We start from the raw sequence: 26,427 nt of genomic DNA, 5'->3' as shown, positions 1-26,427 counted from the left end.
GGCATGGGGCATGGGGGATGGGGCATTGGGCATTTATCGTCTGCTTTGGAGAAATGACAAATCACAAATGACAAATGACCAATGACTATTAACTATTTTTCAATAATCCAGCCGCGATCGCACTGAGGATTACCGACCCAAATGCCAAACGATACCAGACAAATATCCATGTGTTCTTAGTTTGAAGATATCGCAACAACCAGGCGATCGATAAATAAGAAAATACAAACGCTGATAATGTCCCTACTCCTACCACTAGCAAGTCAATTTTGCCCAGTGCTTCTTTAAAAAATTCATATAAAGTAGCAATAGTCAGGGTGGGAATTCCTAAGAGAAAGGAAAATCTTGCTGCTGTCTGCCGCTCCAGCCCCAGAAATAAGGCGGTTGTTAAAGTTGAGCCAGAACGAGACGCACCCGGTACTAAAGCCAGCATCTGACCTAATCCGATCAGCAGTCCATCTAGAATGGTTATGTCTTTAAAATCTCGCTTGCGACTGCCTAATTTTTCAGATGCACCTAGTAAGAGTGCCATCACAATAGAAGCCACAGCTATGGTAGTCATGCTGTTAATCCCGGAATTTTCATTATTTAGTGCCTTCTTCAGCAGAAATCCCCCAACTAGAGCAGGCAAGGTTCCGATTGCTATTCCTACTAATAATCTCCATTCTTCTCGCTGCCAGTCTTTTTCTTGAAAAGCCGCCCAGCCTCCACTTAAAACTTGAGCAATAATTATTCGAAAATAGATTAAGACGGCAATTACACTGCCAAATTGAATCGTCGCTAGAAAAGCTTTCGACCCCAATTCTTCCCAGTGGAGCGCCTTGGTGAACACTTGTAGATGAGCAGTGCTGCTAATGGGCAGAAATTCTGTGATGCCTTGCACAATCCCCAGAATAAATGCCTCAAACAGTTGCTGTATCAAGTTAACTTCAGTTGCTGAACCTCCCACCTGTAACAGTTGCGAGCAGAGTAAATTCATCCCGCCCGCTTCTAAGATTGTCACCATTAACTAGACTCCTAAATGAATGCGTACTTTTACGAATTATCCAACTTTACGTTGTTGTAGTCAGTTTTTCCGGGTGACATACAACCTTGACAAAATTTAGATCCAATCAAAATCCCCCCTATGGGCATTTCTTAGATGTGATATCTTAAATAAGATAAAGTTTAGTAACAAATATTAAAAACTTTGATTAATAATACACTGTCCTCCTACACTGGTTCTACCCATTCTATTGATACCGAGTTGGATTTGGCTGATACTGGGCAGAAGGGCATCAGCCAATTGGAATCTACACTCTCCTTTTCTCCCTCTCTCCCCTTATCTATTTCTGCCCGACAAACTTGGTTAGTGTTTGCAGCGGCGGTGTTTTTGGTAACAGTACCAGTATTTGTAGAAGCGCCAATAGTGCGATCGCTACCAAGTCTGAGTTTAGCGCTGACAGCATTTTGGGTGTGGCTAAGTTTTACCTTAATGTCACGGACTGCAACTTATGTCTGGGGGGATTTGCTCTTAGGATTTAGCTGGAGTTGGTTAGCAGGAGCGATTTACTGGGGCTGGTTACGTTGGGAACCTGTATGGCATCTGCCAGTAGAATCTATCGGCTTACCGCTTGCTTGCTGGTGTCTGGCGAAGAATTGGGGCAAGGTGGGTAGCTGGTTTTATTTAGGTTCTTTACTCGGTACAGTTTTAACAGATGTATATTTTTATGTAGCAGATTTGATGCCCTATTGGCGGCAAATCATGAGAGTAGATGCAGATGTAGCACCACAAATCTTACAAAATGCCCTCATGCAAGTACAAACACCTTGGGGACAAAGTTGGGCCATAATTCTCGCCTTAGTGCTGTCAACAGTCGGGATTTTAGCTTTAGGTCGAAATCAAAGACACTGGTATGCCTTTAGTGGCGCAGTTTTAAGCACAATTTTGGTAGACAGCTTATTTTTATTAGCTGCGATCGCAGCCTAAATTTTAAAAAATTGTGTAATATCAAAACCGAAACTTTTTCCAGCCCAATCTACGGCACATCAAGAATGATGCTGTAGATGATTAATTAGTTAAGAAATATTACATAAGAATCCATCAGCATCAAGTCTTCTTGCTAGGGTTTTCGGTATTAGACATTGCACAGTTTCATGTCTGCTTGGGAGGTAGAATCAGCCACCCCGAAAAGATTTCGTCTAGCTGAGAATGCTACCGGAATCATGGATGCAACCCTATTGCAGCTATGTAGGCACTCTTACCACTATGAAAATTTTTGGCAAAAGTAGAGTCAAACCCAGTAACGGCAAATATTGTGGATATTAATACGCTGTATATTAGTTTCTGATGACTGCTGTGTTAATTAAGCTATCAGGTTTTGTCCTTTGTCTTTGGCGCTCTGACTAATGACTGCCGACGCCTGTTAGCTTAAAACTTTTATTTCTGTTTGATGGAAAGAGGTAGAAAATCGTGAAAAGATTGGCGCGTTTATTAACAGTGTTTAGTTTGTTACTTAGTTGCTGGGGATGGTTGGGAACAACTCAAATAGCCCAAGCTGCTAGTTTCAACAGTTTTGCATTTCCTCAAGTCCCAGTTTTGGCAATTGAGCGGCAGAATCGGGCAGACGCTAAACTAGGAACGGAATTTGGTAAAAAAATTGATTTAAATAATACCAACGTCCGAGCTTTTCAACAGTATCCAGGGCTTTATCCCACCCTGGCTAAGAAAATCATCACCAATGCTCCCTACCAAAATGTAGAGGATGTATTGGATCTTCCAGGATTGAGCGATCGCCAAAAACAAACCTTGCAAGCCAACTTCGATAAATTCACCGTGACAGAAGTAGAGCCTGCCTTCAATGAAGGAGACGATCGCTTTAACAACGGTATCTACAGATAACTGAATTGCAGTTAATGTAGCAAATAGCAGCCCACTCCTAATTCTAGGGAGTGGGAGAACTAGGAGTTATGAGTAGAGACGCGATTAATCGCGTCTGTACAGGAGTTATGAGTTAAAAATTCAAAACTTCTAACTCCTCACTTCTAACTCCTCACTTCTAACTCCTCACTTCTAACTCCCCCATTACCTTGCCTCAGATAGATATTCCTAGCCAATTTGATGTCTTAGTAGTCGGCGCTGGTGCTGCTGGACTATACACAGCGCTGTGTCTACCAGAGTCCTTGCGAGTCGGCTTGATTACCAAAGAAACTGTTGCTTTGTCCGCCAGTGATTGGGCGCAAGGTGGCATTGCCGCAGCAGTTTCCCCGGAAGATTCTCCCACGCTGCATATTGAAGATACGATCCGGGCGGGTGCGGGTTTGTGCGATCGCACCGCTGTAGAATTTCTCGCCCAACTTGCCCCTAACTGCATTCAATCCCTAGTTAACTTGGGGGTTGCTTTTGACCGTCATGGTCAAACCTTGGCTTTAACTTTAGAAGCTGCCCATTCTCGCAACCGCGTTCTCCACGCCGCTGACACTACAGGGAGGGAAGTTACCACCACCCTCACCGCCCAAGTATTACGTCGCCAGAATATTCAAGTCATTCAGCAAGCTTTGGCTTTGAGTTTGTGGATCGAACCCGAAAGTGGTCGCTGTCAGGGAATTAGCCTGTTTTATCAAGGTAAAATCACATGGGTAAGAGCTGGTGCTGTGGTATTGGCAACTGGCGGTGGCGGTCAGGTATTTGCCCAAACCACTAACCCGGCTGTGAGTACGGGTGATGGGGTAGCGATCGCATATCGGGCTGGGGCGATCCTCCGCGATTTGGAATTTATGCAATTTCACCCCACAGCCCTGACTAAACCTGGTGCTGATCGCTTTCTAATTAGCGAAGCTGTACGCGGCGAGGGGGCACACCTTGTTGATAACGAAGGGCGGCGTTTTGCCTTTGACTACCATCCTGCGGGTGAACTCGCACCCAGAGATGTGGTCAGTAGAGCAATTTTCAGCCATTTACAACGTACCGCCGTTGATCTGGCGACTGCCCATGTGTGGTTAGATATGCGCCCCATCCCTGCCGACAAGATTCGTCACCGCTTTCCCAATATCATCAAAGTTTGTCAGCATTGGGGCGTTGATGTCTTCCATGAACCAATTCCTGTAGCCCCTGCTGCCCATTATTGGATGGGTGGAATTGTCGCGGATCTGATGAATCGCACAAATATCCCCAGTTTGTACGCGGTGGGTGAAACCGCTAGTACCGGGGTACATGGGGCAAATCGCCTTGCTAGTAATTCCCTGCTGGAATGTATTGTGTTTGGGGCCCAGATGGGCCAAATTGAGTTGGAAAATATTGGGCTGCCCTCAGAAACCCCAGTGCTGCCATTACGAAAATTTAGTGTTGATGCTAGTGAGTGGCACATCCAGCAAGCACAGCTAGAAGCACTCAGGGAGAAGTTACCACGTCTAGTGTGGGAAAGTGCTGGTATTTGTCGGGAGCAATCAAGATTGGAAACTGCGATCGCTACTGTTGAATCTTGGCAGCAAGATTTCGCTATCTTGCCTTTAAGTCAATTCTTGCTTGCTTTACGTCCCGCAGAACCAGCTAGTTTTGACCTACCAGATGTTGAACGGCAATTGGGACTTTGGGCAGAAACCCGCAATTTATTAGATGTGGCTGATTTAATTCTCAAAAGTGCTGCTTTTAGAATCGAAAGCCGAGGCGGACACTACCGTTTAGATTATCCTCAACCAGATCCAAATTGGCAAGTTCACACACTTGTACAAACACATCATTGGTGGAAATCTCCACTATTGTCTTGATTGAAGTTTCTGGAATAGGCTTCTAGTAAAGGCTTGTAATCTCTTTTCCTGCGATCGCCCCGCAAGGGATGAGCGACGCTACGCACAGTTACTACCGTCTTCGGTTTCCCCAAGTAAAGGATATGGTATCCAACATTGGGCTGCTCACTGCGCTACTTCATCAAAATCTAAAATCCAAAATTACTATCAGCGGGTGCCACTACCATGCTGACTGTCAGGACCACCATAATTTGGTGGGATATATATGTCTTTTAAATTTTGAGAATTGACTTTGCGGGTGATTAAAGTGTTATTGCTAGTAGCGCCAAAAGCATTAGCACTTTCAGTACTAAACATACCTGTGGAAGCGGCAATTTTCGGTATTAGGATGTAAGCACCTATACAGAATATCAGAAACTTTGTAATTCGGAAGTTAGTTTTCATAGTTTTCAGTAAATTTACTATTTTTTGATTTAAAAGTGTATTTTTTATTTCTGACCGTATATTTACTGACTTTATCGGAAAATAGATTTCAACTTTATAAATCCTTGCTGGTAGTTTACAAATAATTGTGGTATCTGCTTGTAGATTAACGTTAATTTGCTGGGATTAAATAGTATTTATACTTAACTGATATTCTTAAGATAATGTTTTTACATCAGTCTAAAGTTAGATGTGTTGATGAATTACTGTGAGCATTGTGCCGAAATCACTATTTCTTAATAGTATCTTAGAGTAGCTGAAAGCTTGTAAGTATAAACACTATGTACAGTGAATTATGAGGTTCATCAAGATATCAAACAATACTTATTTAGTTGTATAGTTAAGATTTAATTCCAGTAAAAATACATAAAGATAAAACAACGAAATTGCTAGATTACAAGGATTTTAAAAACTATGGAACTATGAAATATCATAATGACCCTAGTAAATATAAGTATATTTTTTGAAAGTAAAAATACTTACTAGCTTAAGTTAGTTTCCTAATTACCTCTGATGACTAATTATTTTCCTACCTATGTTATTAAGGTTTAGTCCTCAGCTAAAAAGCCTTGCTATATCTCCATTTTGCCTAAGAAGCCACCTCTGATGCATATACGCAATGCTTTTTCAAGACAGTGCCTTGGACGGATATTCAGTCCACATTCCTAATTTGAAGGTAAAAATATTGACTAAAGTGAAAAAAATCTGGAGGCTTGACTTTTAACTAATTAAGCAAACTCGTAGCGATTTTTACCCAGGTGCTTGGCACGGTACATTGCTGCGTCTGCTTGCTTCATCAAAGTTTCACTGTCTTGACTGTTGTATGGGTAGACACTAATGCCAATACTGGCAGAGACTCGGATTGCATAGCCGTCCAAAACAATTGGCTTGATAATACTGCTTAAAATTTTTTCGGCGACTTTAGCAGCTATTTGAACATTAGGAATTGCCCGTAAAATCACAGTAAATTCATCGCCACCTAAACGAGAAACTATATCACTAGCGCGTAAAGAGTTGCTGAGTCGTTCAGCAATAGTCATTAGCAAGCGATCGCCCGTCTCGTGCCCCAGAGTATCATTAACTTGCTTAAAGCCATCTAGATCAATAAATAGCAGTCCCAGTAACAAGTTATTGTGTTGCGCCCAATGTAACGACTCGCAAAGTTGTTCGGCAAAAAATTTGCGATTGGATAGACCAGTCAGGGGGTCGTGATATGCTAAATAGCGCAAGTGGTCTTCTTTGAGTTTTAATTCATTGTTAGAGCGGAATAATTCAGCAGCAGTCCGTTTGAGATGTTCCTCCATGAGCTTGTGCTGAGTAATATCTCGGATCACCCCAACTAAAAAGAAATTGCCAGCTGAGTCTTTGTGGAGCGATCGCTTAGTGGCAATTTGATGAGTATGACCATCTGCATTTGTAAATTCTTCTTCATGTTCCTGGGGTTGCTGAGTCCGGAAAACAAGCTCATCCTGTTGTCGAAACACATCGGCTTCATGTTTAGGGAAAAAGTCATAGTCTGACTTTTCAATTAACACCTTATTCGGATAACCGATAAATCGACAATACGCCTCATTTAAAACAATCCACTGGTGTTGTTCATTTTTCACAAAAATTGGATCAGGAATCGTGTTGATTACATGATGCAAAAATTCTTTAGAACGTTTCCACTCTTCCTGCATGTGGGCAATATGACTGGTCATCCAAATGGCTGAAGTGCCATAGCTAAAGAGTGAGGGAATAACCGGTATCCACCAACCATACAAGAAAGCAAGGTACGCACTCAGGGTCAATACAAAGCAAGAAACTAGGATACTAAGCAGGCCCCTAGTTGCGTGTCGTATCCGCCATGTCATCACGGCTCCCAGATAAGACCAGACAAAAATCCATAAGTCTTCCACTAAGTCAGGCCAGACTTTGAGTAAAGGTCGTCCTTGCAGAGCAGCAGAGATTAACTCACTAATAAAATAAGCTTGCAGTTGAATACCAGGTACAGGCTTTGCCGTACCCATTAGACTGCTGGAGTAGGGAATAAATACAAAATCCTGGAGACTGGGTGCGGTGGAGCCAATGAGTATAATCCGATCTTTGATTAAGTTTTCTTTGACTTTATCTGCCAGTACATCTCTTATCGATACCTGGCAAAAACTATAAAATTCTCCACATGAGCTTTGACATTTGGGTTTGGGAAAATTGGTTAAAAGTTGGTAGCCTCCATCGTCAGCTCCCACATAAGCACCATCATTAGTCTCAAAACGAGTAAACGCTGTCTTACCCAATTGTAAAGACTCAGGGTTATTTTTTGCTTTAGTGGGAGTGATATTTTCTGACTTTAAATACAATAAAGCCAACTTCAGGGCAAAACTTTCGTGTCCCTGACTTTTAACGTGCCAATACAACAAACTGCGACGGACTTTACCATCAAGATCATACAGCACGTTGTTAAAGCCCACTTGATCCTGATTTAGTCCCAGTGGAGGTAAAACATTAGCGTTTTTGTCTTTTGCTAGTAGTTCAATACCAATCAAGTTGGGCATTGACTTATAAGCATTACGCAGTTTTTGATAACCAGGCTCTACTGGCAAATTTCTGTAGATATCTAAGCCAATAGCACGAGGTTTGTGGACATTTAATTTTTGCAACAACTGGGCAATCTTTGTATCTGGAATCGGCCACAAACCTACTTCCTTTAAATAAGCTTCATCAATCACTACGATAGTAATACGATCTTCCTGCGGTTCATATGGACGTAAGCGAAAAAATTCATCCAAAGCTGCCAACTCCAAAGATTGCAATAATCCGATGGAGTGCAAAAGCAGGACGCAGACTGCAACGCTGGCGGCAGTAATCAATTCTCTGTGTCCTCGACTAAGCGATTGTTTCAGTCTAAAGATTAACTTCACAAAACGCTTGCCTAGCTGCTGATTCATTCCCATTACCTAGTAGGGAGAAATAAATATTCTCTATTTTCTATAGCTATTAACTATTGGACTAAAATAGCTCAAGCGGGAGCTAAATAGAGTTTCTAAGAGTTTTTTCAACTCAGTAAGGTTCTTCAAGTAAAAGCCGCAGGAAAATTGGGAAAAAGCGTATTTGACAATACCTATTATCTATTACCAAAAACAAAAAAGCTAACTGGAAACAGACTTTGCTCTATTCATCCAGCTGACTATAGGGTGTAAACTACACCGTACCGTTAGGTCGGTGTAGCCTTCCCAATTCGTTGGGAACCGCCGCTGAGGCTGACTCAAGTCAATTACTTGAAATACTTGAAGTTACGAGGGCCCGTGTAACCAGAAACTTTCGCTAGTTCCTCTAAGTTTTGGACTCCGCTATAGCTTTTACCATTGATGATCCAAGTGGGGAATCCTTCAATTTTTGCGGCTTTACACAGTTCTGTTTGAGCTTTGAGTCCATCGGGAGCGCATTCTACCTTAACATCATTGTTGATTATTTCCTCGGCTTCTTTACCAAACAGTAGCTTTTGTTCATGGCAGTGAGGACACCAGTAAGCAGTGTATTCCTTCGCGCCTGCTTTCGCCAGATGGCGTGCTAAGGCTATTTCTGCCTCACCAGAAGTGGTGGTAACTTCCCAACCAAAAGCTGGGTTAGGGTCTCCTTTGGAATTAAAGGTAATTTTAACAGGTTGTCCAGGTGTTCCGGGTGTAACATCTGATTGATTCACGCCAGCATAGACGCCTAAAGTGCCAATCAGCGTCACCATCCCGACGATAATGGCGGTAAAGAAGATTTGTCCAATATCCTCCCAAGTCCGACCGATAATCGTCAGTATCAAAAGACTTACAGAGAACAAAGCTGAACCGATACAGTAAGGACAAATAGCTTTGATTTGAGATGCCAGCACGTACATTAAATAGCCGCTAAAGACAGACATAGCGATCGCTCCGGCCAGCAGCAGCAACCACGTCCAATTTTCTAATTGTTTGCGGCTATTGTTTTCCCCTGAGTTGAATACCAAGGGAGCCAAAGCAAATATCACCATACTGGTGTATGCCAAAAACCCAAACAGAGCTAATGGCTGACCAAAAACCGTTGCCCAAGGACTGGAAAGCACATCATTACAGCCCTTAGCACCAGCCTGTGCCACACAAGCTGCATTGCCTCCTGTTAACTTTTCTATGGTGAGATAACCTGTTGTCAGGGCACCACATCCAGCGATCGCGGCAATCAATGGACGTGACCATTTATGAATCCAAGGAGTAGAACGGCGGCGAATCATAAACTGTTATTGATTAATGGGCATTGGGCATTGGGCATTGGGCATTGGCCAAACAGGGCAATTCAATTTTGGATTTTGGATTTTAAATTTTGGATTAAATTTCAATCTAAAATCCAAAACCTAAAATCTAAAATTCTTGCTCCCCATGCCCCATGCCCCATGCCCTAGTTAAGAATGTAACTTCATTTGTTCTGTTGATTTGCTTTCACCTTTGGAGTTCCAACTGCGACGCGCGGCTTCCACAAATTGACTGACGCGAATTGGATCAATTGGTTGCTCTATACGTCCGTGACGTTTCAAGGAACTGGAAACTATTACACCATCTGCTGCCTGCATCAATGTATCAATATTTTCCCAATTGGCCCCACTACCGATGAATACTGGCGTGCCAGCTGCTGCACCACAAGCTAGTTCTAAATCTTCTAAGTTAGGAGGGCTACCAGTAGCCCAACCAGACAAAATAACTCCGTCTGCTAAACCCCTTTCAATGGTGTCTTTCACGGCGACTGTGAGATTTGGAGAACTCAAAGGACGGGCGTGCTTCACCAATACATCGGCCAGAATTTTAACATCGCAGCCTAACTCCCGTCGATAGCGGAGTAGTTGATGGGCTTCTCCCTCAATTAATCCCTGATCGGTTGCCATCACCCCTGTGAGAACGTTGACGCGGATGAATTGTGCCTGTACACAGCTAGCGATCGCCATTGCACTTTTGGCATCGTTTCGCAAAACATTTAAGCCCACAGGCAAAGTCACCAAATTCTGTATCCGCTGCACCACAATGGTCATGGCACTCACAACCACTGGATCGACTTGGTTTTTGGTAAACGGCGCGTCGAAAAAATTCTCCACAATCAGACCGTTAACCCCTCCACTTGCTAGGGCTGCGGCTTCTTGTTCGGCACGGTCAATCACCGCTTTTAGGCTACCTCCCCAACGGGGTGAGGTAGGTAGTGGTAGCAGGTGAACTACGCCAATAATCGGTGAGTGAGTTTTAAATAGCTGATATAAGTCCACGTCTTTAATCCGCCTCGCGGAGTCCAGAGTCTAGAATTTTTTGACTATTGACTGTATGACCCTTGACTCTTGACTTTTGATTAACTAGTCAAATGTGTTTTATGATAGTCGGTTTACTGCCTCCTTCCTCAGATGGAAATTGGCGTGAAACCTCCCATAAGATATGTTAAGATAAAACTTGGCTACAAGAGGAGTTTGCCACTCACCAGACGCGAGGCAGCTTTCCGTGGTTTAGGCGTCTTGTCCGCGCCCAGTCGTAGGACTTGCCAATCGCCAGGGTAGCATTACTGCTTTATAGGCGTAGTCGCTTTCGTCGATTTCCCTGAGGGTAGCGACTTCTCACAACAAGCCCTTTGGGCGGCTTCCCGATGGGTAGGTTAACAACGCACACGCTGCGGTAATGTAAAATACCAATAGGCGAACTGTTAAAAAACATTACAAGTGTCAAATGTACCCAAAGACACTTCAATTTACCCTGGGGAACAGATTGATAAGAATATCATAACATGACCTCTATTTTTATTATTAATAGGGTCATAAGTTGACGGAGAGTTGCTGACAGTGGGAATCTACCGCTGTACTGTTATCAGAAGGATAGCGATCGGAAAAAAGCGAAATTAGCGCTGGAATGTTTGACTACAAGAAAAAAAAATGAAGATATTTTCAAAATATGGGTGACAAGCCAACAATTGCGATTTCTCACCTGGGCTGCGAGAAAAATCGAATTGATACAGAACACATGCTGGGAATGCTCGTAGAAGCAGGCTATGGTGTAGATACAAATGAAGAGTTAGCAGATTACGTTATTGTTAATACCTGTAGTTTTATTGAAGCAGCGAGACTTGAATCTGTCAGAACTTTGGTAGAACTGGCAGAGGCAAACAAAAAAATTGTAATCACTGGCTGTATGGCGCAACACTTCCAAGAACAACTTTTGGAGGAGTTGCCCGAAGCAGTAGCGGTGGTGGGCACAGGCGATTATCACAAAATTGTAAATGTAATTGAGCGTGTAGAACAAGGCGAACGGGTCAAACAGGTTAGTATCGAACCAACCTACATTGCCGACGAAACTACACCGCGCTATCGCACGACAACCGAGGGCGTAGCTTACCTGCGGGTTGCGGAAGGATGTGATTATCGTTGTGCATTTTGTATAATTCCTCATCTTCGAGGAAACCAGCGATCGCGTACTATTGAATCTATAGTCGCCGAAGCCGAGCAGTTAGTTAGTCAAGGGGTAAAGGAAATTATTCTAATTTCCCAAATCACCACTAATTACGGTTTGGATATTTACGGTCAGCCAAAATTAGCCGAATTACTTCGCGCTTTGGGGAAAGTAGATATACCGTGGATCAGAATGCACTACGCTTATCCCACGGGACTGACCCCAGATGTGATCGCGGCGATTCAAGAAACACCAAACGTCTTGCCTTATCTGGATTTGCCCTTGCAACATTCTCATCCAGATATTCTCCGCGCCATGAACCGTCCTTGGCAAGGGCGCGTAAATGATGGGATTATAGATCGCATCAAAACGGCGCTACCAACAGCCGTATTGCGGACAACATTTATTGTTGGTTTCCCAGGAGAAACAAGCGAGCATTTTGAGCATCTACTAGAGTTCGTTCAGCGGCATGAATTCGATCATGTTGGTGTCTTCACCTTTTCCTCTGAGGAAGGAACCCCAGCTTACAAGCTACCAAATCAGTTGCCCCAAGAAGTGATGGACGATCGCCGATACCAACTGATGGAACTCCAGCAACCGATTTCTCAAAAGAAGAATCAACAGGAAGTAGGCAAAATCGTCGATGTCCTGATTGAGCAAGAAAATCCTGAAAGTGGTGAATTAATCGGTCGTTCAGGTAGATTTTCCCCAGAGGTTGATGGTCTGGTGTATGTCAAAGGCCAGGCAAAGTTAGGAACCATCGTGCCAATAGCGATTCACCACGCTGATACATACGACCTCTATGGTCAAGTAGTCAATAACTAAATTGTCATTTGTCTTTTGTTAAATAACCCTTACGGGTTCGCCCTTCTCCTGAGATCGATGCTGCACTAACGGCAGTTGCTCATAGGGGTTGCCCCTAAGACTTTGGTGGCTCACCAGTAGCCAAATTACTAATGACTAATGACTAATAATCAATGACTAAATGACTAATCCAAAAATCCTTACATAAAATTTAGGACGAATTAATGACTCTTTCATTTCAAGAATTAGGCATTTCCCAAGAACGTGTCGAACAACTAGAAAAAATCGGTTTTACCGAACCAACTAACATTCAAGTGCAAGCAATTCCTCAATTGCTAGCTGGTCGTGATGTGGTTGGTCAATCTCAAACTGGAACAGGTAAAACGGCAGCATTTTCACTGCCAATCATAGAGCGGCTGGATATTAATCAAAAAGCCGTGCAAGCCATAGTTTTAACACCAACTCGTGAATTAGCAATGCAAGTTCACGATGCGATCGCTCAATTCATCGGCAATGAAGGATTGCGGGTGTTAGCAATCTACGGTGGTCAATCAATTGACCGCCAAATGTTACAACTCAGACGTGGCGTTCACATGGTCGTGGGCACCCCCGGACGGGTGATTGATTTGCTCGATCGCGGCTGTTTAAAGCTCGATCAAGTGAAGTGGTTTGTGTTAGATGAAGCCGATGAAATGTTGAGCATGGGCTTTATCGACGATGTGGTGAAAATCCTCTCGCAAGCGCCCGTAGATCGCCAAACAGCTTTATTCTCGGCAACAATGCCACCATCGATTCGGATGTTGGTGAATAAGTTTTTGCGATCGCCTGCGACTGTCACCGTTGAGCAGCCAAAAGCCTCTCCAAACAAGATTAATCAGGTAGCTTACTTGATCCCCCGCCACTGGACAAAAGCCAAAGCTTTACAGCCGATTCTGGAAATGGAAGATCCAGAAACAGCTTTAATCTTTGTCCGCACCAGACGCACCGCCGCCGAACTCACCAGTCAGTTGCAAGGGGCTGGTCACAGTGTCGATGAATACCACGGTGACTTGTCCCAACAAGCACGGGAACGCTTATTACTCAGATTCCGTAACCGTCAAGTCCGTTGGGTGGTAGCAACTGATATTGCTGCACGAGGGTTAGATGTCGATCAACTCTCCCATGTGATCAACTACGACTTACCCGATAGTGCAGAAACCTACGTCCATCGCATTGGTCGTACTGGTCGTGCTGGTAAAGAAGGAACAGCAATTTCTTTAGTTCAGCCATTTGAGCGGCGCAAACAGCAAACATTTGAACGTCATAACCGCCAAAATTGGCAATTGCTGACCATTCCTACACGCGCCCAGATTGAAGCAAGACACATTCTGAAATTACAAGAACTGGTGCGAGAGGCTTTGACGGGTGAGCGTTTGGCTTCATTCTTGCCAATTGTCAGCGAACTGATTGAAGAATACGATGCTCAAGCGATCGCCGCAGCTGCACTGCAAATCGCTTACGATCAAACTCGTCCCGCTTGGTTGAACTCAGACGTGGAAATTCCCCAAGAGGAATCTTCCGCTCCCAAACCCAGACTGGGCAAGCGTCGTGAATCTTCCAGCGATCGCCCACGTTCTGCGTGGAAATCAGATAGCAGCAATGGTGAAGAAAGACATGCTTCTCCCAAGCCAAAGCTGCGGACAAGTGGACAGGAATCTTCTGCATCTCCGAGTAAAAAGATAGGTTCACCTACAGCTAGGGAATCAGCTTCTTAGTCAACAGTTAATCAATTTTAGATTTTAGATTTTAGATTTTTTCTTCAATCCAAAATCCAAATCTAAAATTGGAGAGTTAAGAGTTGAGAGTTAAGAGTCAAGATTTTGACTTTGGCTCTTGACTTTTTGGCTTTTTGGGTAACTTCTTCTACCGGTTTGTAGGAAGATAAATTAAAGATGCATTCTTAGTGGTCTTATGTTCACTATTCCCGACTTAGAGCAACTACAAGCAGAGCATCCAGAATGGCAGATGGAGCTGGTAGACGGAAATATAGTTGTTATGGGGCCATCAGATTATGAGTCAGAAGAAATAGGTATAGAGTTTGCACGGCAGATGGGTAATTGGGTACGCCCACAGAGACTAGGACGGGTAACTGGTTCTAGCGCTGGTTTCATTTTGCCTACATTAGAAACTGAAAACGGAAAAGAAGCTGATAACGAAAAACGAAATCTCCGCGCTCCTGATGTGTCTTTTGTTCGTGCTGATAAACTAAAAAAAAGCAAGCGCGACTTTGTGGAACTGGTGCCTGACTTGATGGTAGAGATAAAATCTAAGTCAGACCGGATCAAACCACTGGTAGAAAAGATTCAGCTATTCTTACAACTTGGATGTACGGTTGGTATCCTGATTGATCCTGACAAATTGACGCTCACAGTTTATCAACTCAACCAAGAACCAATAGTTTTGCAGGACAACGACAAACTGACACTACCAGACTTATTACCAGGTTGGGAGCTAGTAGTGTCAGAAATTTGGCCTCCTGTGTTTGAGTAGTTCAGAAATACTACAGCCAAGGACGACTAACTAGTTCTAACTCTCCAATTTCATCGTCGCTCAATCTCCAGCCCAAAGCACCAGCATTCTGCCGCACCTGTTCGGCTGTTTTCACCCCAGCAATAGGAATAACGTTCCCCTGAGCAATTAACCAGTTGAGAGCAACTTGGGCAGGGGTGCGATCGTATTTTTCCCCGAAGTTGCGTAACAAAGATATGACTGGGGCAATTTTTTGCAGACCTTCTTTCTTAAATCGCGCGTCTATTTTTCTCGCACCAGTGGGGGTTTCAGCATTATCAATACTGTATTTGCCAGTGAGTAATCCTTGTGCTAAAGGACTATAAGCCAAGATAGTCACACCCAAATCACGCGCAGTTGTGATAATACCTTGGCTTTCAACTTGGCGACTGAGTAAAGAATAGCGGACTTGGTTCACAGCCAAAGGCACTCCACGGGTTGCCAATATTTGATGCGCGTCTCGCATTTGCTCTGCTGAGTAATTACTTACACCGACTGTGGCAATTCTGCCCCGCTTCACTTCATCTGCTAGGGCATTCATCAAAGTTTCTTGGCTTAAAAAGAAGGCAAAAGGCCAATGCACTTGATACAGCGCGATTCGCTCAAGTTGTAGCCGTTTGAGGCTTTGAGTTAAAGCATCAGAGACAGATTGGGCTGTAAATCGCCACGGTAGGGGGCCAAATTTTGTGGCGATTTGTACAGGTTGTTGTGTCTGTTGCAAAAATTGCCCCAAAAATTTCTCGCTCTTTCCCATTCCGTAGACTTCGGCGGTATCAAAGAAGGTAATACCAGCTTCTAAGGCTGCTGTAAAGGCTTCTTGTAACTGTTCTGGGCCGTAGCGATCGCCATAATTCCAAAATAGTTTATCACCCCAAGCCCAAGTGCCGATGCACAAGGGCGTAACAACTGGGCCATTTTGCCCCAATGTGATGTTTTCCACGGTTGCAAAATTTAATTTATTTACATTTCTTTACTTTTATAGTGTATCGTTATAGAGAAGATTGGGTGCGTTCGCCACCACTTGGCGGCAACTCTTGTGGTGTCGTAGCTACGCCCGTCGTAGACATCGCGGCTTGCATAAAGATTTACAAATTACACTTGACAATATATCTATTCTCAGAATAAAGGGAGGCTAATAACCTCCCTTTTATAATAGTTGAGTGTATTTACTTGTATTTATGAATTAGATGATTTATCCTGCTTGGTTTTTTTGATTAATTCCATGTAGATATTAATCTCACTAATTTCTACATCATGCTCAACTCTGGTTACTTTCCATCTTTCCTTTTTTAGGTAAACTTCCTCTCCTACTCTGGGAGTAAATTGGAGATCATAGAACTTTTTTAGAAAATCTTTTTGATTTTCTTCCCATAATATTACTTTAACTGGTTCTTTAGTCATTGCTTATGCCTTTTTAGTTACTAGATGAAGGTAAGTAGTTTGATGACATACATACGGCAAGTTTATCTTAAAAATTCAATGTAATAGCGTAGTTAAAACCACATTCTTCACAATGTTTCAACTAACCTGTGTAATGATCAAGGAGACCACAATTCCAGACTCTTGAACCAACTCAAATCTCTGTAATCCAATGTCCAAACACTAGCGTCATAAAGTTGAGCGATCGCTACAACAGAGGCATCTTCTAAAGTTCCTTGCCAGTCTGGTATGTGGCGAACTATGCTGTAAATCTCCTGAAACATTTCCATTCTCACTGGTACAGTCACTGTGTTCTCACTAATGACGCCTAGTGCAGTCATTGCAGGACGGCTCGATTGTTCTCGCAGCACAAACTTGTAAACTTCAAACAGCACTGGTAGAGGGGTTAGAACCTCACCAAACAACGCTGGTAACTTACTAAAACCCCCTTTGCATTCCTGATGATAGTCATCTTGGACAGAAACCAAGGCAATCAGGGGGCCTGCATCCAAAACGAGGCGCTTCATCCTTATATCAAATAATCTTCATTAACTGAAGCGTCTGTAGGAGCATTTTCCACGATTCCTGCCAGCGATAGTAGCCTTGAACCATTTTTGGGGCGTAACTTTTCCGCCAGTGCTGCTTGTACAACACTTGATGGATTTTGCTCTGGGTGATCTTTTAAGTATTGGTCAAGTTGTGTCCACAATTCATCAGGAATATAGAGTGTCCGTTTCATTTTATTAGCCTCTGGAGGTACAACTATTGTTGTACCCTCATTTTACTTGCTGGAGTGCGATGTCTGACGACAAGGTTAGCGCGATCGCTATTTTTTAGCTAGTTGCTGCTCAATGTTGCGATCAGTCTTTGTTCAAGCTTTTTGACTTTTATAGTGCGATCGTCATGGGCAAGACTACGAATAGGGCATTGAGCATTAAGGATTTGGCGATAGTAAGTATTCGGCATATTTTCAGAATATAATTTCATTGCCATACTTCGGACAAAAGTTGAGCAGGTTTTATACCTCAAACCCTGATTCAGCCGTGGGCAGGATATCATTTTAAAAGTTCAGATGTGGAGCTAACTTTGAAAAAATAATACAAGCCTTTGAAATTGTTTAAAAAAATGTACCTATTGTTCATTGGAATTTCCTTCTTATCGAGGAAGGCAGGAGGCAGAGGGCAGAGGGCAGGAGGAATACTGCCCTCTGTCTCGTGCTGCGACCCGACGGGTCTTGGGTTTAAAACCCCCACTGAATTTTCGTTCAGTGGCTTCAATTCAGGAGGGGTCGAATCCCATAAGTGAATTGCTTCTTCTGCCTCCTGGCTCCTCCCTCCTTCAATAAATTTGTTTTCTCTTGACAATGCTTTTTTCGTCGATTCTTCATTGTTTCTATTTGATGGATTGGAAAAATCTTCTGAACTATTCAAAATGATTTCGCTTTGAGCAGAGGCAATAAGATTGCGTGCATAATAGTCACTGGGTACACAAATTAACTTTTCATTTATTTCGCAGAGAAAATTATTTGTAAATTCTACTGCGTTGACAAATTCCTTCAAAGCAGCTTCTGTTGGATCTCTATCAATATCCCACATCAGATCAATCAGACTATGCTGTAATCTAACTGCTAAACGCAAACAGTCTTTTTCTACTTCATCTAAAGCGTGCTGGTGAGTTAAATTGAGAATCTGTCTTTCCGTTTCATCAGCTAGTTCATAGTATTTTTGCTCCAAATTTGTATATTTATCAGCTAGTTCATTTGCAACCGTCCTATGATGCTTGGCTGCTTGTCTATCACTTTCCCCAACAGCGTGAGTGGTAAAAGCAGCAACAACAGCCCCAACAGCTAATCCAAGAGCGCCGAAAATAAAAGGAAGCATAAAAACTATGTAATCCTCTAAAATTTAATTCCTATTGTTCTGTGATCAGATGAGGACGTTGAGAACTAGAAAGCAATTTACTATCTGCTGATGTTAATCCTAGAGATTTAGCAATAGCTACTGATTCACGTAACCGTTGCATAGCCGCTTCTATTCCCGGTGCAATTGGACGATTTGTAATTTCTTGATTAATTGCTTCTGCTTCAGCCAAAAACTCTAGATTTTTTTGGTGTTCATAAATCAGTTCATTTTCAATTGCTTGTAATCTTTCTAATTCTTGTTGAGTTAAAGATTCATAATAGATTTTCACCGTTTGTTTATGGTCATCGAGGATTTTGAAAAACTCGTAAACCATACCCGCAGTTCCAACAACAGCTAAAACTGGTACGGCTGCGGTTAAAGCGATCGCAATTGGTGGACAAGCTGCTGCTAGTGTTGTGGTTACAAACGCTGTCACACCCCCAATTACGCCGCCTTTGACGGTATCTTTCAATGTTTCTATAGCGGCTTCTTGTGCAGAAATTTCACCCCGAACTACCCGCAGCGCGTTGGTTAGTAATGAAAATGGTGCTGCTGTCGCTACACCAATAGCTGCTCCAAGGGGCGCGGCTTTAACACCTACTTTGACTGCACCTGTTAAGTTGTCAAAATGCCATTTTGCATCTAATCTTATTTGCTCCTGCGAAGTCATGGGTTTATCGCCACGAGCTAAATTATCTTTGGCGTTTTCCCACTTGATATTTTTGGGATCATTTGAGCCGCCTTTGCTATGCGGTTTGATATGACTAGCGTGCTTATCTGATAGATATTGTTGGGTATTAACATCAGTAGATTTGCCATCAATCCCTGCTCTTTGAGATGGAGGGATTTTATCTAACATTTCTTGGGCTTGCACTCTGGTTCTGATCGGATCACCAGATCGAATCCCACCTTTATATAATCTACGGGCTGCACTTAAGGATAAATCCTGTAATTGGGCATGGTGAACGTTAATGTTGGCAGCAGCGTTAAAAGCGGAATTATGCTCTTGTTCGTTAGACATGGATAAACAAATATATTGTGATGTATTACGTTTCTCTACTTAATACCAAAGCATGGTATTAGCTTCTTTTCTTATAGTTCCCATTTTGGTATCAGATGCGATCGCCTCTGATGAAGTTATGAGCATCTTAATCTGTGACATTTTGGCGCGATCGCATCACCGCCATACAAAAAATTAGCTATGGCAAGCTGTGAAGTATTTGATACCAAAACAAAGCTCTCTAACCTCTATAGCTTCTGCTCTACAATGAAGTGAAGAATCTAGCAGCTTAAATAAGGGATTTATTTATGTCCCACCCTACGCTCAGTAGCCAAGAAGTCGCCCGACGTGGAAAGAAACTCTATGAAAGGAGTATCCGTGCCAAAGTTGAGACGGAAGAGAACATTGGCAAAATTATCTCGATTAATGTTGAAACAGGAGATTACGAAATCGGTGATGATTTAGTCGAAACGAGTCTTCGATTACGATCCAAGCAAACCGATGCAGCACTTTGGGGAGAAAGAATTGGTTTTGATGCCGTTTATGCAGTTGGTGGTACATTGCTCAGGACGGCACACTGATACACGGGACTGTTGTTGGACTTCAGGCAAGAATGAGTGTAATTATTCTTCCCCTAGAACGTTCAGGTGTAGAAATCGAATGTGCTATTAATACAGGGTTTGAAGGGTTCTTAACTTTGCCGCCCTTACACAAACTCTCGTCCGCCTCCGCAGACTAAGGAAACAAGAGGCAAAATCCCCTTGTCTGGAACCCACGGAGGTGGGTTTTGTTTGTATAGACGCGGTTTCTAACCGCCCATTTCGCGTTAAATTGACACCAATGCCTGCTACCAAATCTCAACTACAGCGAAGTCACCAGCATCTCTAACACCAAACCCAAAAATTGATACCCCCAACTAACTGGTTTTTTTGGAATATGGGATTTAAGTTTTATCTAACGGTTTATTGTTAATAAAAGAGAGACTATATTCCATAAACCATACGAAAAAGTAGCTATGGCAAGCGGTGAAGTATTTGATACCAAAACCAAAACCTTATCTGTGCCAAGGGTAAACCTGCTAACCATGTTCCGCCTGGGTTTATTTCAAATGGGGTTGAGCATGATGTCTATTTTGACTCTGGGCGTACTCAACAGAGTCATGATTCAAGAAATAGCAATTCCGGCGACGCTGGTATCAGTAGTTCTAGCACTGCCCTTATTTGTTGCTCCTTCCCGTGTCTGGTTCGGACAGATTTCCGATGCCAAGCCGTTATGGGGATACCACCGCACAGCTTATGTTTGGGTGGGTGCGGCAATATTTGCGATCGCAGCCTTTTTAGCTGTACAAGTGATGTGGCAGATCAATGTTGCTGCAAGTAGTGCAGGTGGTTGGGCATGGACAACCCAAACAATGGGCTGGACAGCACTTTTGGCTTTAGTTTTCGCTATATATGGTCTAGGAATTTGTGCTAGTAGTACTGCCTTTGCTGCTTTGTTAGTGGATATATCTGAAGAAGATAACCGTTCCAAAGTAGTCGGTGTGGTTTGGTCAATGCTAATGGTGGGGATTATTGTCGGGGCGATTATCAGTTCCAAGTTGCTAACACCAGATTCAACCACAGTAACTTTACAGGCTTCCGTCAACAGATTATTTATTATTGTCCCAGCAATTGTATTTGGGTTAGCGATCGCCGCAACATTGGGCGTGGAAAAAAAATACTCCCAATACTTAAGCCGTTCCGCACTGGTGAACCGAGAAGATAGCATTACTCTGGGCAAAGCTTGGGAAATTTTGACGGCTAGTCCGCAAACGGGTTTATTTTTCACCTTTTTACTGGTGATGACTCTCTGCTTGTTTATGCAAGACCCAGTTTTGGAACCCTACGCAGGTCAGGTATTTAAAATGCCTTTGGCTGAAAGTACTAAACTGAACGTTTTTTATGGAACAGGTGTACTGATTGCTTACGGTGTGAGTGGCTTTTTCATTGTGCCGCGTTTAGGTAAGCAAAGAACTGCAAGACTAGGATGCATATTAGTGGCATTTTGTACAGTATTAATTGGCATCTCAGGCTTCACAGCTAATCCAGCTTTCTTGAAGCTAAGTTTAATTTTGTTCGGTTTAGCAACTGGTGTCTTAACTACAGCAGCAGTTAGTTTAATGTTGGATCTCACAGCAGCAGAAGCCGCAGGTACGTTTATTGGGGCATGGGGATTAGCGCAGTCTGTCTCTAGAGGAGTGGCGGTGGTTTTAGGTGGTAGTTTATTGGATATAGGTCGCAAGCTACTACCCAATTTAGTTTTAGCTTATGGACTAGTATTTGCCCTAGAAGCTGTAGGGATGATTGTGTCGATTTGGTTTCTGAATCGGGTGAACGTCACAGAATTTCAAACAAGTACAAAGCTTGCGATCGCTTCGGTTTTAGAAAGCGATTTGGATTAAACTAGAAACTTAACCCAACCCGAATCTACCTAATCTTGGCTCAGGGGAGTCTTTGCGCGAGAATTAACCAATGAATGATTTTTGGACAACAATTCTTGATTTTGCCCAAACTACCACTACCAGAGTGGGTAAGCAGCTAATGCAAGATTTTGGGCAGGTACAGGCTGACCAAAAAGCTGATGGTAGTCTGGTGACGCAAGCAGATAAATGGGCAGATCAGGAAATTCGGGATGCGATAGTTTCTAATTTCTCTGGTTACGGCATTTTGAGCGAAGAGAGCGATCAGTCATTTCCCGGTACGGAGTGGTGCTGGGTAATTGACCCTCTGGATGGTACAACCAACTTTACACGCGGCATTCCCATCTGGACAATTTCTCTGGGTTTACTGTATCAAGGTACACCCATTTTCGGTTATGTTTACGCACCAACCTTGAATCAAGCTTTTCATGGTTTCTGGGCAGGTTCATCTGGGTTAACACCGCCAATAGGAGCATTTCTCAACCTCCACCCCATCCACACCAGTATAGATAGTCCCAGCAATAATCACTTTTTCAACCTCTGTTCGCGCAGCACCGCAGTTATCCAAAACGGCTTTCCCTGCAAAATTCGGATGTTGGGTGTGGCTAGCTATAACTTTTTGACAGTTGCTACTGGGGCTACTCTAGGTGGTATTGAGGCGACACCAAAAGTTTGGGATTTAGCCGGGGCTTGGGTAATTGTCCAGGCTGCTGGAGGTGTCTGGTTATCGCTCAAGTCAGAGCCGTTTCCATTGTCACCGGGAGAAGATTATAGCGATCGCTCTTTTCCCACCCTTGTGGTTAGTCGTCCCGAATTAGTTCCGGTATTTCAACCTTTTTTGGAAGGCGTAAAAATTTAATTTGCCGCTCTGCTGCCTGGAAACAGTGATTTTGTCACTAGCCTAGTAGACGGGGGCATATCGATATTAAACTTAACAAAAGCCTAGTCAAACAAAGAATTGAGTATAAATAAAGCTGGTGATAATCCTGATTTAAGTGCAAGACCAGTGTAGTTACTAATTTAAGTAGTGTTGTAGCTTCCATTACACTGATTAATTTAGTATAAATAATTTTTATGTTGTCTAATCTAGATTTAATTCGAGAGTTTGTGCAAAACTCTATCCAGAAAAAAGAAATTTTGTTGTCAAATCCTGCTTTGACAGCGCAAACAGTCTATAAAACTAACCAACTGACAGCAAAAGCCGAAGGTGTGATTGCCACCGCTCAAGTGTCTAACACCCTATCTGAATTCTTGATTTATCCAAAATCATCTCAGTGGGAATTGATAAATCAGGCATTAGCAGAATCTAGTTATCTCCTTAAAGGAGAAGTAGATAGTCGGGGTTTCTATCAGTATCAATACTGCGAAGTTCCCAAAGGCTATGAGATGCACTGTACTAAATGTGTACTTCTATGGCGAGCTTGGTGGAGACATCGCAAGTATACTTTGCGACCAGGGATTCCGTTGGAACTTCTGATTAGGACACGAGATTCATGGTATCCAATTAGAGATTTAATTATTAGCGACGGACTTCTTTATATCAAAACTTTAGGAAGCGAGATAGCACTTGACTCAGATGACTTGGTTACTTGGTTAAGCAGAATTGATGTAACCAAAATTAAAGAAATATCTACTACAAATACATAGGCGTGGGTAGGGGCGTACAGATATCATTAGTATCAACTTAGAGCCAAAGACGAATGGAATTCGCACGCCAGTTGCTCATGGGGAGCCACTGCGGTGGACGGGTTAAGAGGCATAAAGGAGGCAGACGCTAACAGCCGGTTTCCCGACTTGTTCGCGTAGCGTCTCCCCTTGGGAGAAGCAACTGTCGTCAAGTGGCGTGGAAACGCCCTTCTCTACGAGACGCTCCGCGTTGGCAAAGCCTCTCGTAGAGAAGGCGCTAGCCTCTCCCTTTGGGAGAAGACCGCACTGGCTTGGCTATACAAATAAAGTCCGCCTCTGCGGATTAAGAAAAAATTAAGGTTTTGTAACCCGCACAGACGGGTAAAGCCTCGTGTAGACGCGGTTTATAACCGCCCTTTTAATGTTAAGTTGACACATATGTACAGATATACGCCCCTACAGCCGATTCATTATGTTGCAAAAATTATTTTTGAAAATGCGATGACAAAATATTAGGCAAAGGACGTGAAGAAAAATGAAAGGACTTTGGCTCGAAAACAACCAGTTGCAATTACGCACAGATATTCCCATTCCTGAACCACCACCGGGAGAAGCCTTGGTACGCGTCTTGCGTGCGGGTATCTGTAACACTGACTTGGAACTACTTAGAGGCTACTATCCCTATACTGGTATTTTAGGTCACGAATTTGTCGGCGTCGTCGAACAAGGGCCAGAACACTTAGTTAACCAACGCGTAGTTGGAGAAATCAACGCTGTGTGTGGGCATTGTCGGTTTTGTCGCAGCGGACAACCAACTCACTGCGAAAATCGCACAGTTCTAGGTATTGTCAATCGGAATGGAGCTTTTGGGGAATATCTCTGTTTACCGATAGAGAACCTGCATCCTGTACCTGATAATGTGCCAACGGAAGTAGCAACATTTACTGAACCTTTAGCAGCAGCTTTGGAAATTCAGCAGCAAGTGCCATTGCGTCCAAATGACCGGGTGCTAGTGGTTGGAGATGGCAAACTAGGGCAGTTGGTAGCTCAGACACTAGCCCTAACTGGCTGTGAACTCTTAGCTGTGGGGCGTCATCGAGATAAACTGGCTAACTTAGAGGCACGGGGAATAAAAACGAGTCTGGCCGACGCTGTTACAGATGGATATTTTGATATCTCAGTAGAATGTACTGGCAATCCAGAAGGATTTGCGATCGCCCGTCGCGCCCTACGTCCCCGTGGCACACTAGTGCTTAAAAGTACTTATGCTGGCAACCTCAGCCTGGATGCTTCTTCTTTAGTAGTGGATGAAATCACCCTCATCGGCTCCCGTTGCGGCCCCTTTCCTCCAGCCATCCAGTTGCTAGCTACAGGACAAGTTGATGTACAACCCCTGATTCATGCCACCTATCCCCTAATTGAAGGGCTTGCAGCTTTTGAACACGCTCAAAGTAGGGGTGTTTTAAAAATCTTGCTGGATATTAGTAAATAGTTATTGAACATTGGAGAAACTCTTTCCCAATCCCCAATCCCCAATCCCCAATCCCCAATCCCCAATCCCCAATCCCTAATCCCTAATACAGATAAGGATTCGTCTTCGGTTGATAGTCAGAACAATTGATCGCTTGTTCTGTATTGGCAATAGATGGGCGTACGGTACATTTAAGACGGTAATTGTCGGTAAAAAATTGGCAACCAGTACAGGGGATTTGATGCATTTGCTTGGCTGTAGTCACACTATCTCGCGCCGCCGCGCAAATACTCAAAACAACAAGAATACTTACACTCCAAGCACCGACAAAGCAAATCGGGATTAAAAAAGGTTGAATCCCATGAATGAGAAAAGATATCAGTTTAAACACGGCATTTCTTGATACAAATTAGGAGTTAGAAGTATATTAACTCCTAACTCCTAACTTCTTACTATAGAAGTATAAGTTAAACGCCAGCATGACCCAGCGCTAAACCTGTTACCAGCATTCCCAGAACAAGGAACGGTTGGGCACTGGCTTGGTACTTAACATCATTCTTCACGGGGTCGCGCAGGAAATACATATCCTGCAAGGTGATTTGCGGGATGATTAACAGTAATAGTATTGCTGCGTACAAATTCTCGTGGATGCTGACGAGATAAGCTGCAATCAATCCTTGAAATACATCAATCGTCACTACACAAATCCATGCCGCAGTGGTGATGCCAAACATTACGGGTAGTGATTGTAATCCTAGCTGGCGATCGCCTTCCACACTCTTAAAATCATTGACAATGGCAATACCCAATCCAGCCAAGCTGTAGAACATTGTCAAAATCACAATTGTGGAATTGAGATCACCAAACAAAGCGTGTCCTGTAGACCAAGGTAGGGTGATATAGCTTGCACCCAAGGCGTAGCTACCTAGCCAGCCGTTTTGCTTGAGTTTCAGGGGAGGTGCAGAATAAATATAAGCGATGAAAGAACCGATGATTGCGATCGCTGTAATTGTGGGGAATTCATCACCAACCCACACATCTAGCACAAATGCCAAACTAATGCCAGCAATCAGTAATACCCAAATCTGAATAATTACCTGGGGTAGGGGAATTGCCCCAGAGGGAATCGGGCGATAGGGTTCATTGATCGCATCGATTTCGCGATCGTAGTAATCATTGAGGATTTGGGTGTAACCTGTCATCAATGGCCCAGCCAGCAGCATACAGGTTGCTACCTTCAAGACATTTTCCAGTGTCCAGGTATAGTTACCAGAAGAAGCCGCACCACAGACTACGCCCCAAATTAGGGGAATCCAGGTGATGGGCTTCATTAGCTGCAAACGAATTTTCCAAATTGAAGTTTCCCCAGGCGCTGCACCTTTCATCCCCAGCAGCTGCCTAGTTTTCGCACTGCGATCGGCAGATGCGATTGCTTGCTCATTAAGATTATTTGCTACTGAGTCTATAACCTCAGTTGGGTTGGGGTCTGGGGTAATGGGAGTTGATTCTGACATAAGGTTTATTAATGAGTTAGAAGTTAGAAGTTAGGAGTTATGAATTATTAGTTAGGAGTT

The 26,427-nt window shown here is 43.3% G+C and carries 26 protein-coding genes; 12 read left to right on the top strand and 14 right to left on the bottom strand.

Features of this window, described 5'->3' with window-relative positions; translation table 11 throughout:
- Positions 1-88: 88 nt before the first annotated feature.
- Positions 89-1,006, bottom strand: a complete 918-nt coding sequence (locus V7K30_RS06710; protein ID WP_334998338.1) for an undecaprenyl-diphosphate phosphatase — start codon at positions 1,004-1,006, stop codon at positions 89-91.
- 183 nt (positions 1,007-1,189) lie between these two features.
- Here V7K30_RS06710 and V7K30_RS06705 point away from each other — a divergent pair, with 183 nt between their 5' ends.
- From V7K30_RS06705 to nadB, 3 genes are all read left to right on the top strand, one after another.
- Positions 1,190-1,969, top strand: a complete 780-nt coding sequence (locus V7K30_RS06705; protein ID WP_334998337.1) for a DUF3120 domain-containing protein — start codon at positions 1,190-1,192, stop codon at positions 1,967-1,969.
- A gap of 483 nt (positions 1,970-2,452) precedes the next feature.
- Complete coding sequence (gene psbU, locus V7K30_RS06700) at positions 2,453-2,881, top strand: photosystem II complex extrinsic protein PsbU (RefSeq protein ID WP_334998336.1); 429 nt, start codon at positions 2,453-2,455, stop codon at positions 2,879-2,881.
- 188 nt (positions 2,882-3,069) lie between these two features.
- Positions 3,070-4,746: an L-aspartate oxidase gene (gene nadB, locus V7K30_RS06695; protein WP_334998335.1), complete on the top strand. Its 1,677-nt coding sequence runs from the start codon at positions 3,070-3,072 to the stop codon at positions 4,744-4,746.
- 186 nt (positions 4,747-4,932) lie between these two features.
- Here the strand turns inward: nadB and V7K30_RS06690 are convergent, their stop codons facing one another.
- The 4 genes from V7K30_RS06690 to btpA form a co-directional block, all read right to left on the bottom strand.
- Entirely contained in the window at positions 4,933-5,169 is a 237-nt protein-coding gene (locus V7K30_RS06690; protein ID WP_334998334.1) for a hypothetical protein, read from the bottom strand.
- A 767-nt stretch (positions 5,170-5,936) separates the two neighbouring features.
- Entirely contained in the window at positions 5,937-8,135 is a 2,199-nt protein-coding gene (locus V7K30_RS06685) for a CHASE2 domain-containing protein (RefSeq protein WP_334998333.1), read from the bottom strand.
- Positions 8,136-8,461: 326 nt separating this feature from the next.
- Positions 8,462-9,445, bottom strand: coding sequence for a vitamin K epoxide reductase family protein (locus V7K30_RS06680; protein ID WP_334998332.1), 984 nt, complete (start codon positions 9,443-9,445; stop codon positions 8,462-8,464).
- A gap of 168 nt (positions 9,446-9,613) precedes the next feature.
- Positions 9,614-10,462: a photosystem I biogenesis protein BtpA gene (gene btpA / locus V7K30_RS06675; RefSeq protein WP_334998331.1), complete on the bottom strand. Its 849-nt coding sequence runs from the start codon at positions 10,460-10,462 to the stop codon at positions 9,614-9,616.
- Positions 10,463-11,132: 670 nt separating this feature from the next.
- Between btpA and rimO the strand changes: the two genes are divergently transcribed.
- From rimO to V7K30_RS06660, 3 genes are all read left to right on the top strand, one after another.
- Positions 11,133-12,452 carry a 30S ribosomal protein S12 methylthiotransferase RimO gene (rimO, locus tag V7K30_RS06670; protein ID WP_334998329.1) on the top strand — a complete coding sequence of 440 codons (1,320 nt, stop codon included), beginning with the start codon at positions 11,133-11,135 and terminating at the stop codon, positions 12,450-12,452.
- Positions 12,453-12,655: 203 nt separating this feature from the next.
- Positions 12,656-14,185, top strand: coding sequence for a DEAD/DEAH box helicase (locus V7K30_RS06665; protein ID WP_334998327.1), 1,530 nt, complete (start codon positions 12,656-12,658; stop codon positions 14,183-14,185).
- 196 nt (positions 14,186-14,381) lie between these two features.
- Positions 14,382-14,960, top strand: a complete 579-nt coding sequence (locus V7K30_RS06660; RefSeq protein ID WP_334998325.1) for a Uma2 family endonuclease — start codon at positions 14,382-14,384, stop codon at positions 14,958-14,960.
- Positions 14,961-14,970: 10 nt separating this feature from the next.
- On the opposite strand, the gene V7K30_RS06655 is transcribed toward V7K30_RS06660, so the two are convergent.
- The 7 genes from V7K30_RS06655 to V7K30_RS06625 all read right to left on the bottom strand — a co-directional run bounded on the left by V7K30_RS06655 (position 14,971) and on the right by V7K30_RS06625 (position 19,319).
- The gene (locus V7K30_RS06655; protein ID WP_334998323.1) at positions 14,971-15,918 is read right to left on the bottom strand and encodes an aldo/keto reductase; all 948 of its coding nucleotides are present in this window, start codon (positions 15,916-15,918) and stop codon (positions 14,971-14,973) included.
- A gap of 236 nt (positions 15,919-16,154) precedes the next feature.
- The gene (locus tag V7K30_RS06650; protein ID WP_334865627.1) at positions 16,155-16,379 is read right to left on the bottom strand and encodes a hypothetical protein; all 225 of its coding nucleotides are present in this window, start codon (positions 16,377-16,379) and stop codon (positions 16,155-16,157) included.
- Between the two features lie 137 nt (positions 16,380-16,516).
- On the bottom strand, positions 16,517-16,924 hold the full coding sequence (locus V7K30_RS06645; RefSeq protein WP_334998321.1) for a type II toxin-antitoxin system VapC family toxin: 408 nt from the start codon (positions 16,922-16,924) through the stop codon (positions 16,517-16,519).
- Between the two features lie 2 nt (positions 16,925-16,926).
- On the bottom strand, positions 16,927-17,136 hold the full coding sequence (locus V7K30_RS06640) for a hypothetical protein (protein WP_334998319.1): 210 nt from the start codon (positions 17,134-17,136) through the stop codon (positions 16,927-16,929).
- Positions 17,137-17,234: 98 nt separating this feature from the next.
- A complete protein-coding gene (locus V7K30_RS06635; protein WP_334998317.1) occupies positions 17,235-17,384 on the bottom strand; it encodes a hypothetical protein in 150 nt (49 codons plus the stop codon).
- Positions 17,385-17,452: 68 nt separating this feature from the next.
- Positions 17,453-18,277: a hypothetical protein gene (locus V7K30_RS06630; protein ID WP_334998315.1), complete on the bottom strand. Its 825-nt coding sequence runs from the start codon at positions 18,275-18,277 to the stop codon at positions 17,453-17,455.
- A gap of 31 nt (positions 18,278-18,308) precedes the next feature.
- A complete protein-coding gene (locus tag V7K30_RS06625; RefSeq protein ID WP_334998313.1) occupies positions 18,309-19,319 on the bottom strand; it encodes a hypothetical protein in 1,011 nt (336 codons plus the stop codon).
- Positions 19,320-19,371: 52 nt separating this feature from the next.
- Between V7K30_RS06625 and V7K30_RS06620 the strand changes: the two genes are divergently transcribed.
- The 6 genes from V7K30_RS06620 (at position 19,372) to V7K30_RS06595 (ending at position 24,874) form a co-directional block, all read left to right on the top strand.
- Positions 19,372-19,497, top strand: coding sequence for a hypothetical protein (locus V7K30_RS06620; RefSeq protein WP_334998311.1), 126 nt, complete (start codon positions 19,372-19,374; stop codon positions 19,495-19,497).
- 109 nt (positions 19,498-19,606) lie between these two features.
- Positions 19,607-19,879 carry a hypothetical protein gene (locus V7K30_RS06615; RefSeq protein ID WP_334998309.1) on the top strand — a complete coding sequence of 91 codons (273 nt, stop codon included), beginning with the start codon at positions 19,607-19,609 and terminating at the stop codon, positions 19,877-19,879.
- 434 nt (positions 19,880-20,313) lie between these two features.
- Positions 20,314-21,738, top strand: coding sequence for a BCD family MFS transporter (locus V7K30_RS06610; RefSeq protein WP_334998307.1), 1,425 nt, complete (start codon positions 20,314-20,316; stop codon positions 21,736-21,738).
- A 70-nt stretch (positions 21,739-21,808) separates the two neighbouring features.
- On the top strand, positions 21,809-22,615 hold the full coding sequence (locus V7K30_RS06605) for an inositol monophosphatase family protein (protein ID WP_334998305.1): 807 nt from the start codon (positions 21,809-21,811) through the stop codon (positions 22,613-22,615).
- A 215-nt stretch (positions 22,616-22,830) separates the two neighbouring features.
- Positions 22,831-23,403, top strand: a complete 573-nt coding sequence (locus tag V7K30_RS06600) for a hypothetical protein (protein ID WP_334998303.1) — start codon at positions 22,831-22,833, stop codon at positions 23,401-23,403.
- A 514-nt stretch (positions 23,404-23,917) separates the two neighbouring features.
- Positions 23,918-24,874 (top strand): MDR/zinc-dependent alcohol dehydrogenase-like family protein, encoded by a 957-nt coding sequence (locus V7K30_RS06595; protein WP_334998301.1) that lies wholly within the window; start codon positions 23,918-23,920, stop codon positions 24,872-24,874.
- Between the two features lie 82 nt (positions 24,875-24,956).
- Here V7K30_RS06595 and V7K30_RS06590 read toward each other — a convergent pair whose 3' ends face one another.
- Both V7K30_RS06590 and chlG read right to left on the bottom strand, forming a co-directional pair.
- On the bottom strand, positions 24,957-25,244 hold the full coding sequence (locus V7K30_RS06590) for a hypothetical protein (RefSeq protein ID WP_334998299.1): 288 nt from the start codon (positions 25,242-25,244) through the stop codon (positions 24,957-24,959).
- A gap of 76 nt (positions 25,245-25,320) precedes the next feature.
- Positions 25,321-26,367 carry a chlorophyll synthase ChlG gene (gene chlG, locus V7K30_RS06585; RefSeq protein WP_334998297.1) on the bottom strand — a complete coding sequence of 349 codons (1,047 nt, stop codon included), beginning with the start codon at positions 26,365-26,367 and terminating at the stop codon, positions 25,321-25,323.
- Between the last annotated feature and the right edge of the window lie 60 nt (positions 26,368-26,427).

It is taken from the genome of Nostoc sp. (genome assembly GCF_036917655.1).
GTDB lineage: Bacteria > Cyanobacteriota > Cyanobacteriia > Cyanobacteriales > Nostocaceae > Nostoc.
The sequence above is the reverse complement of the archived record's forward strand: the minus strand, read 5'-3'. Positions and strand labels throughout refer to the sequence as shown.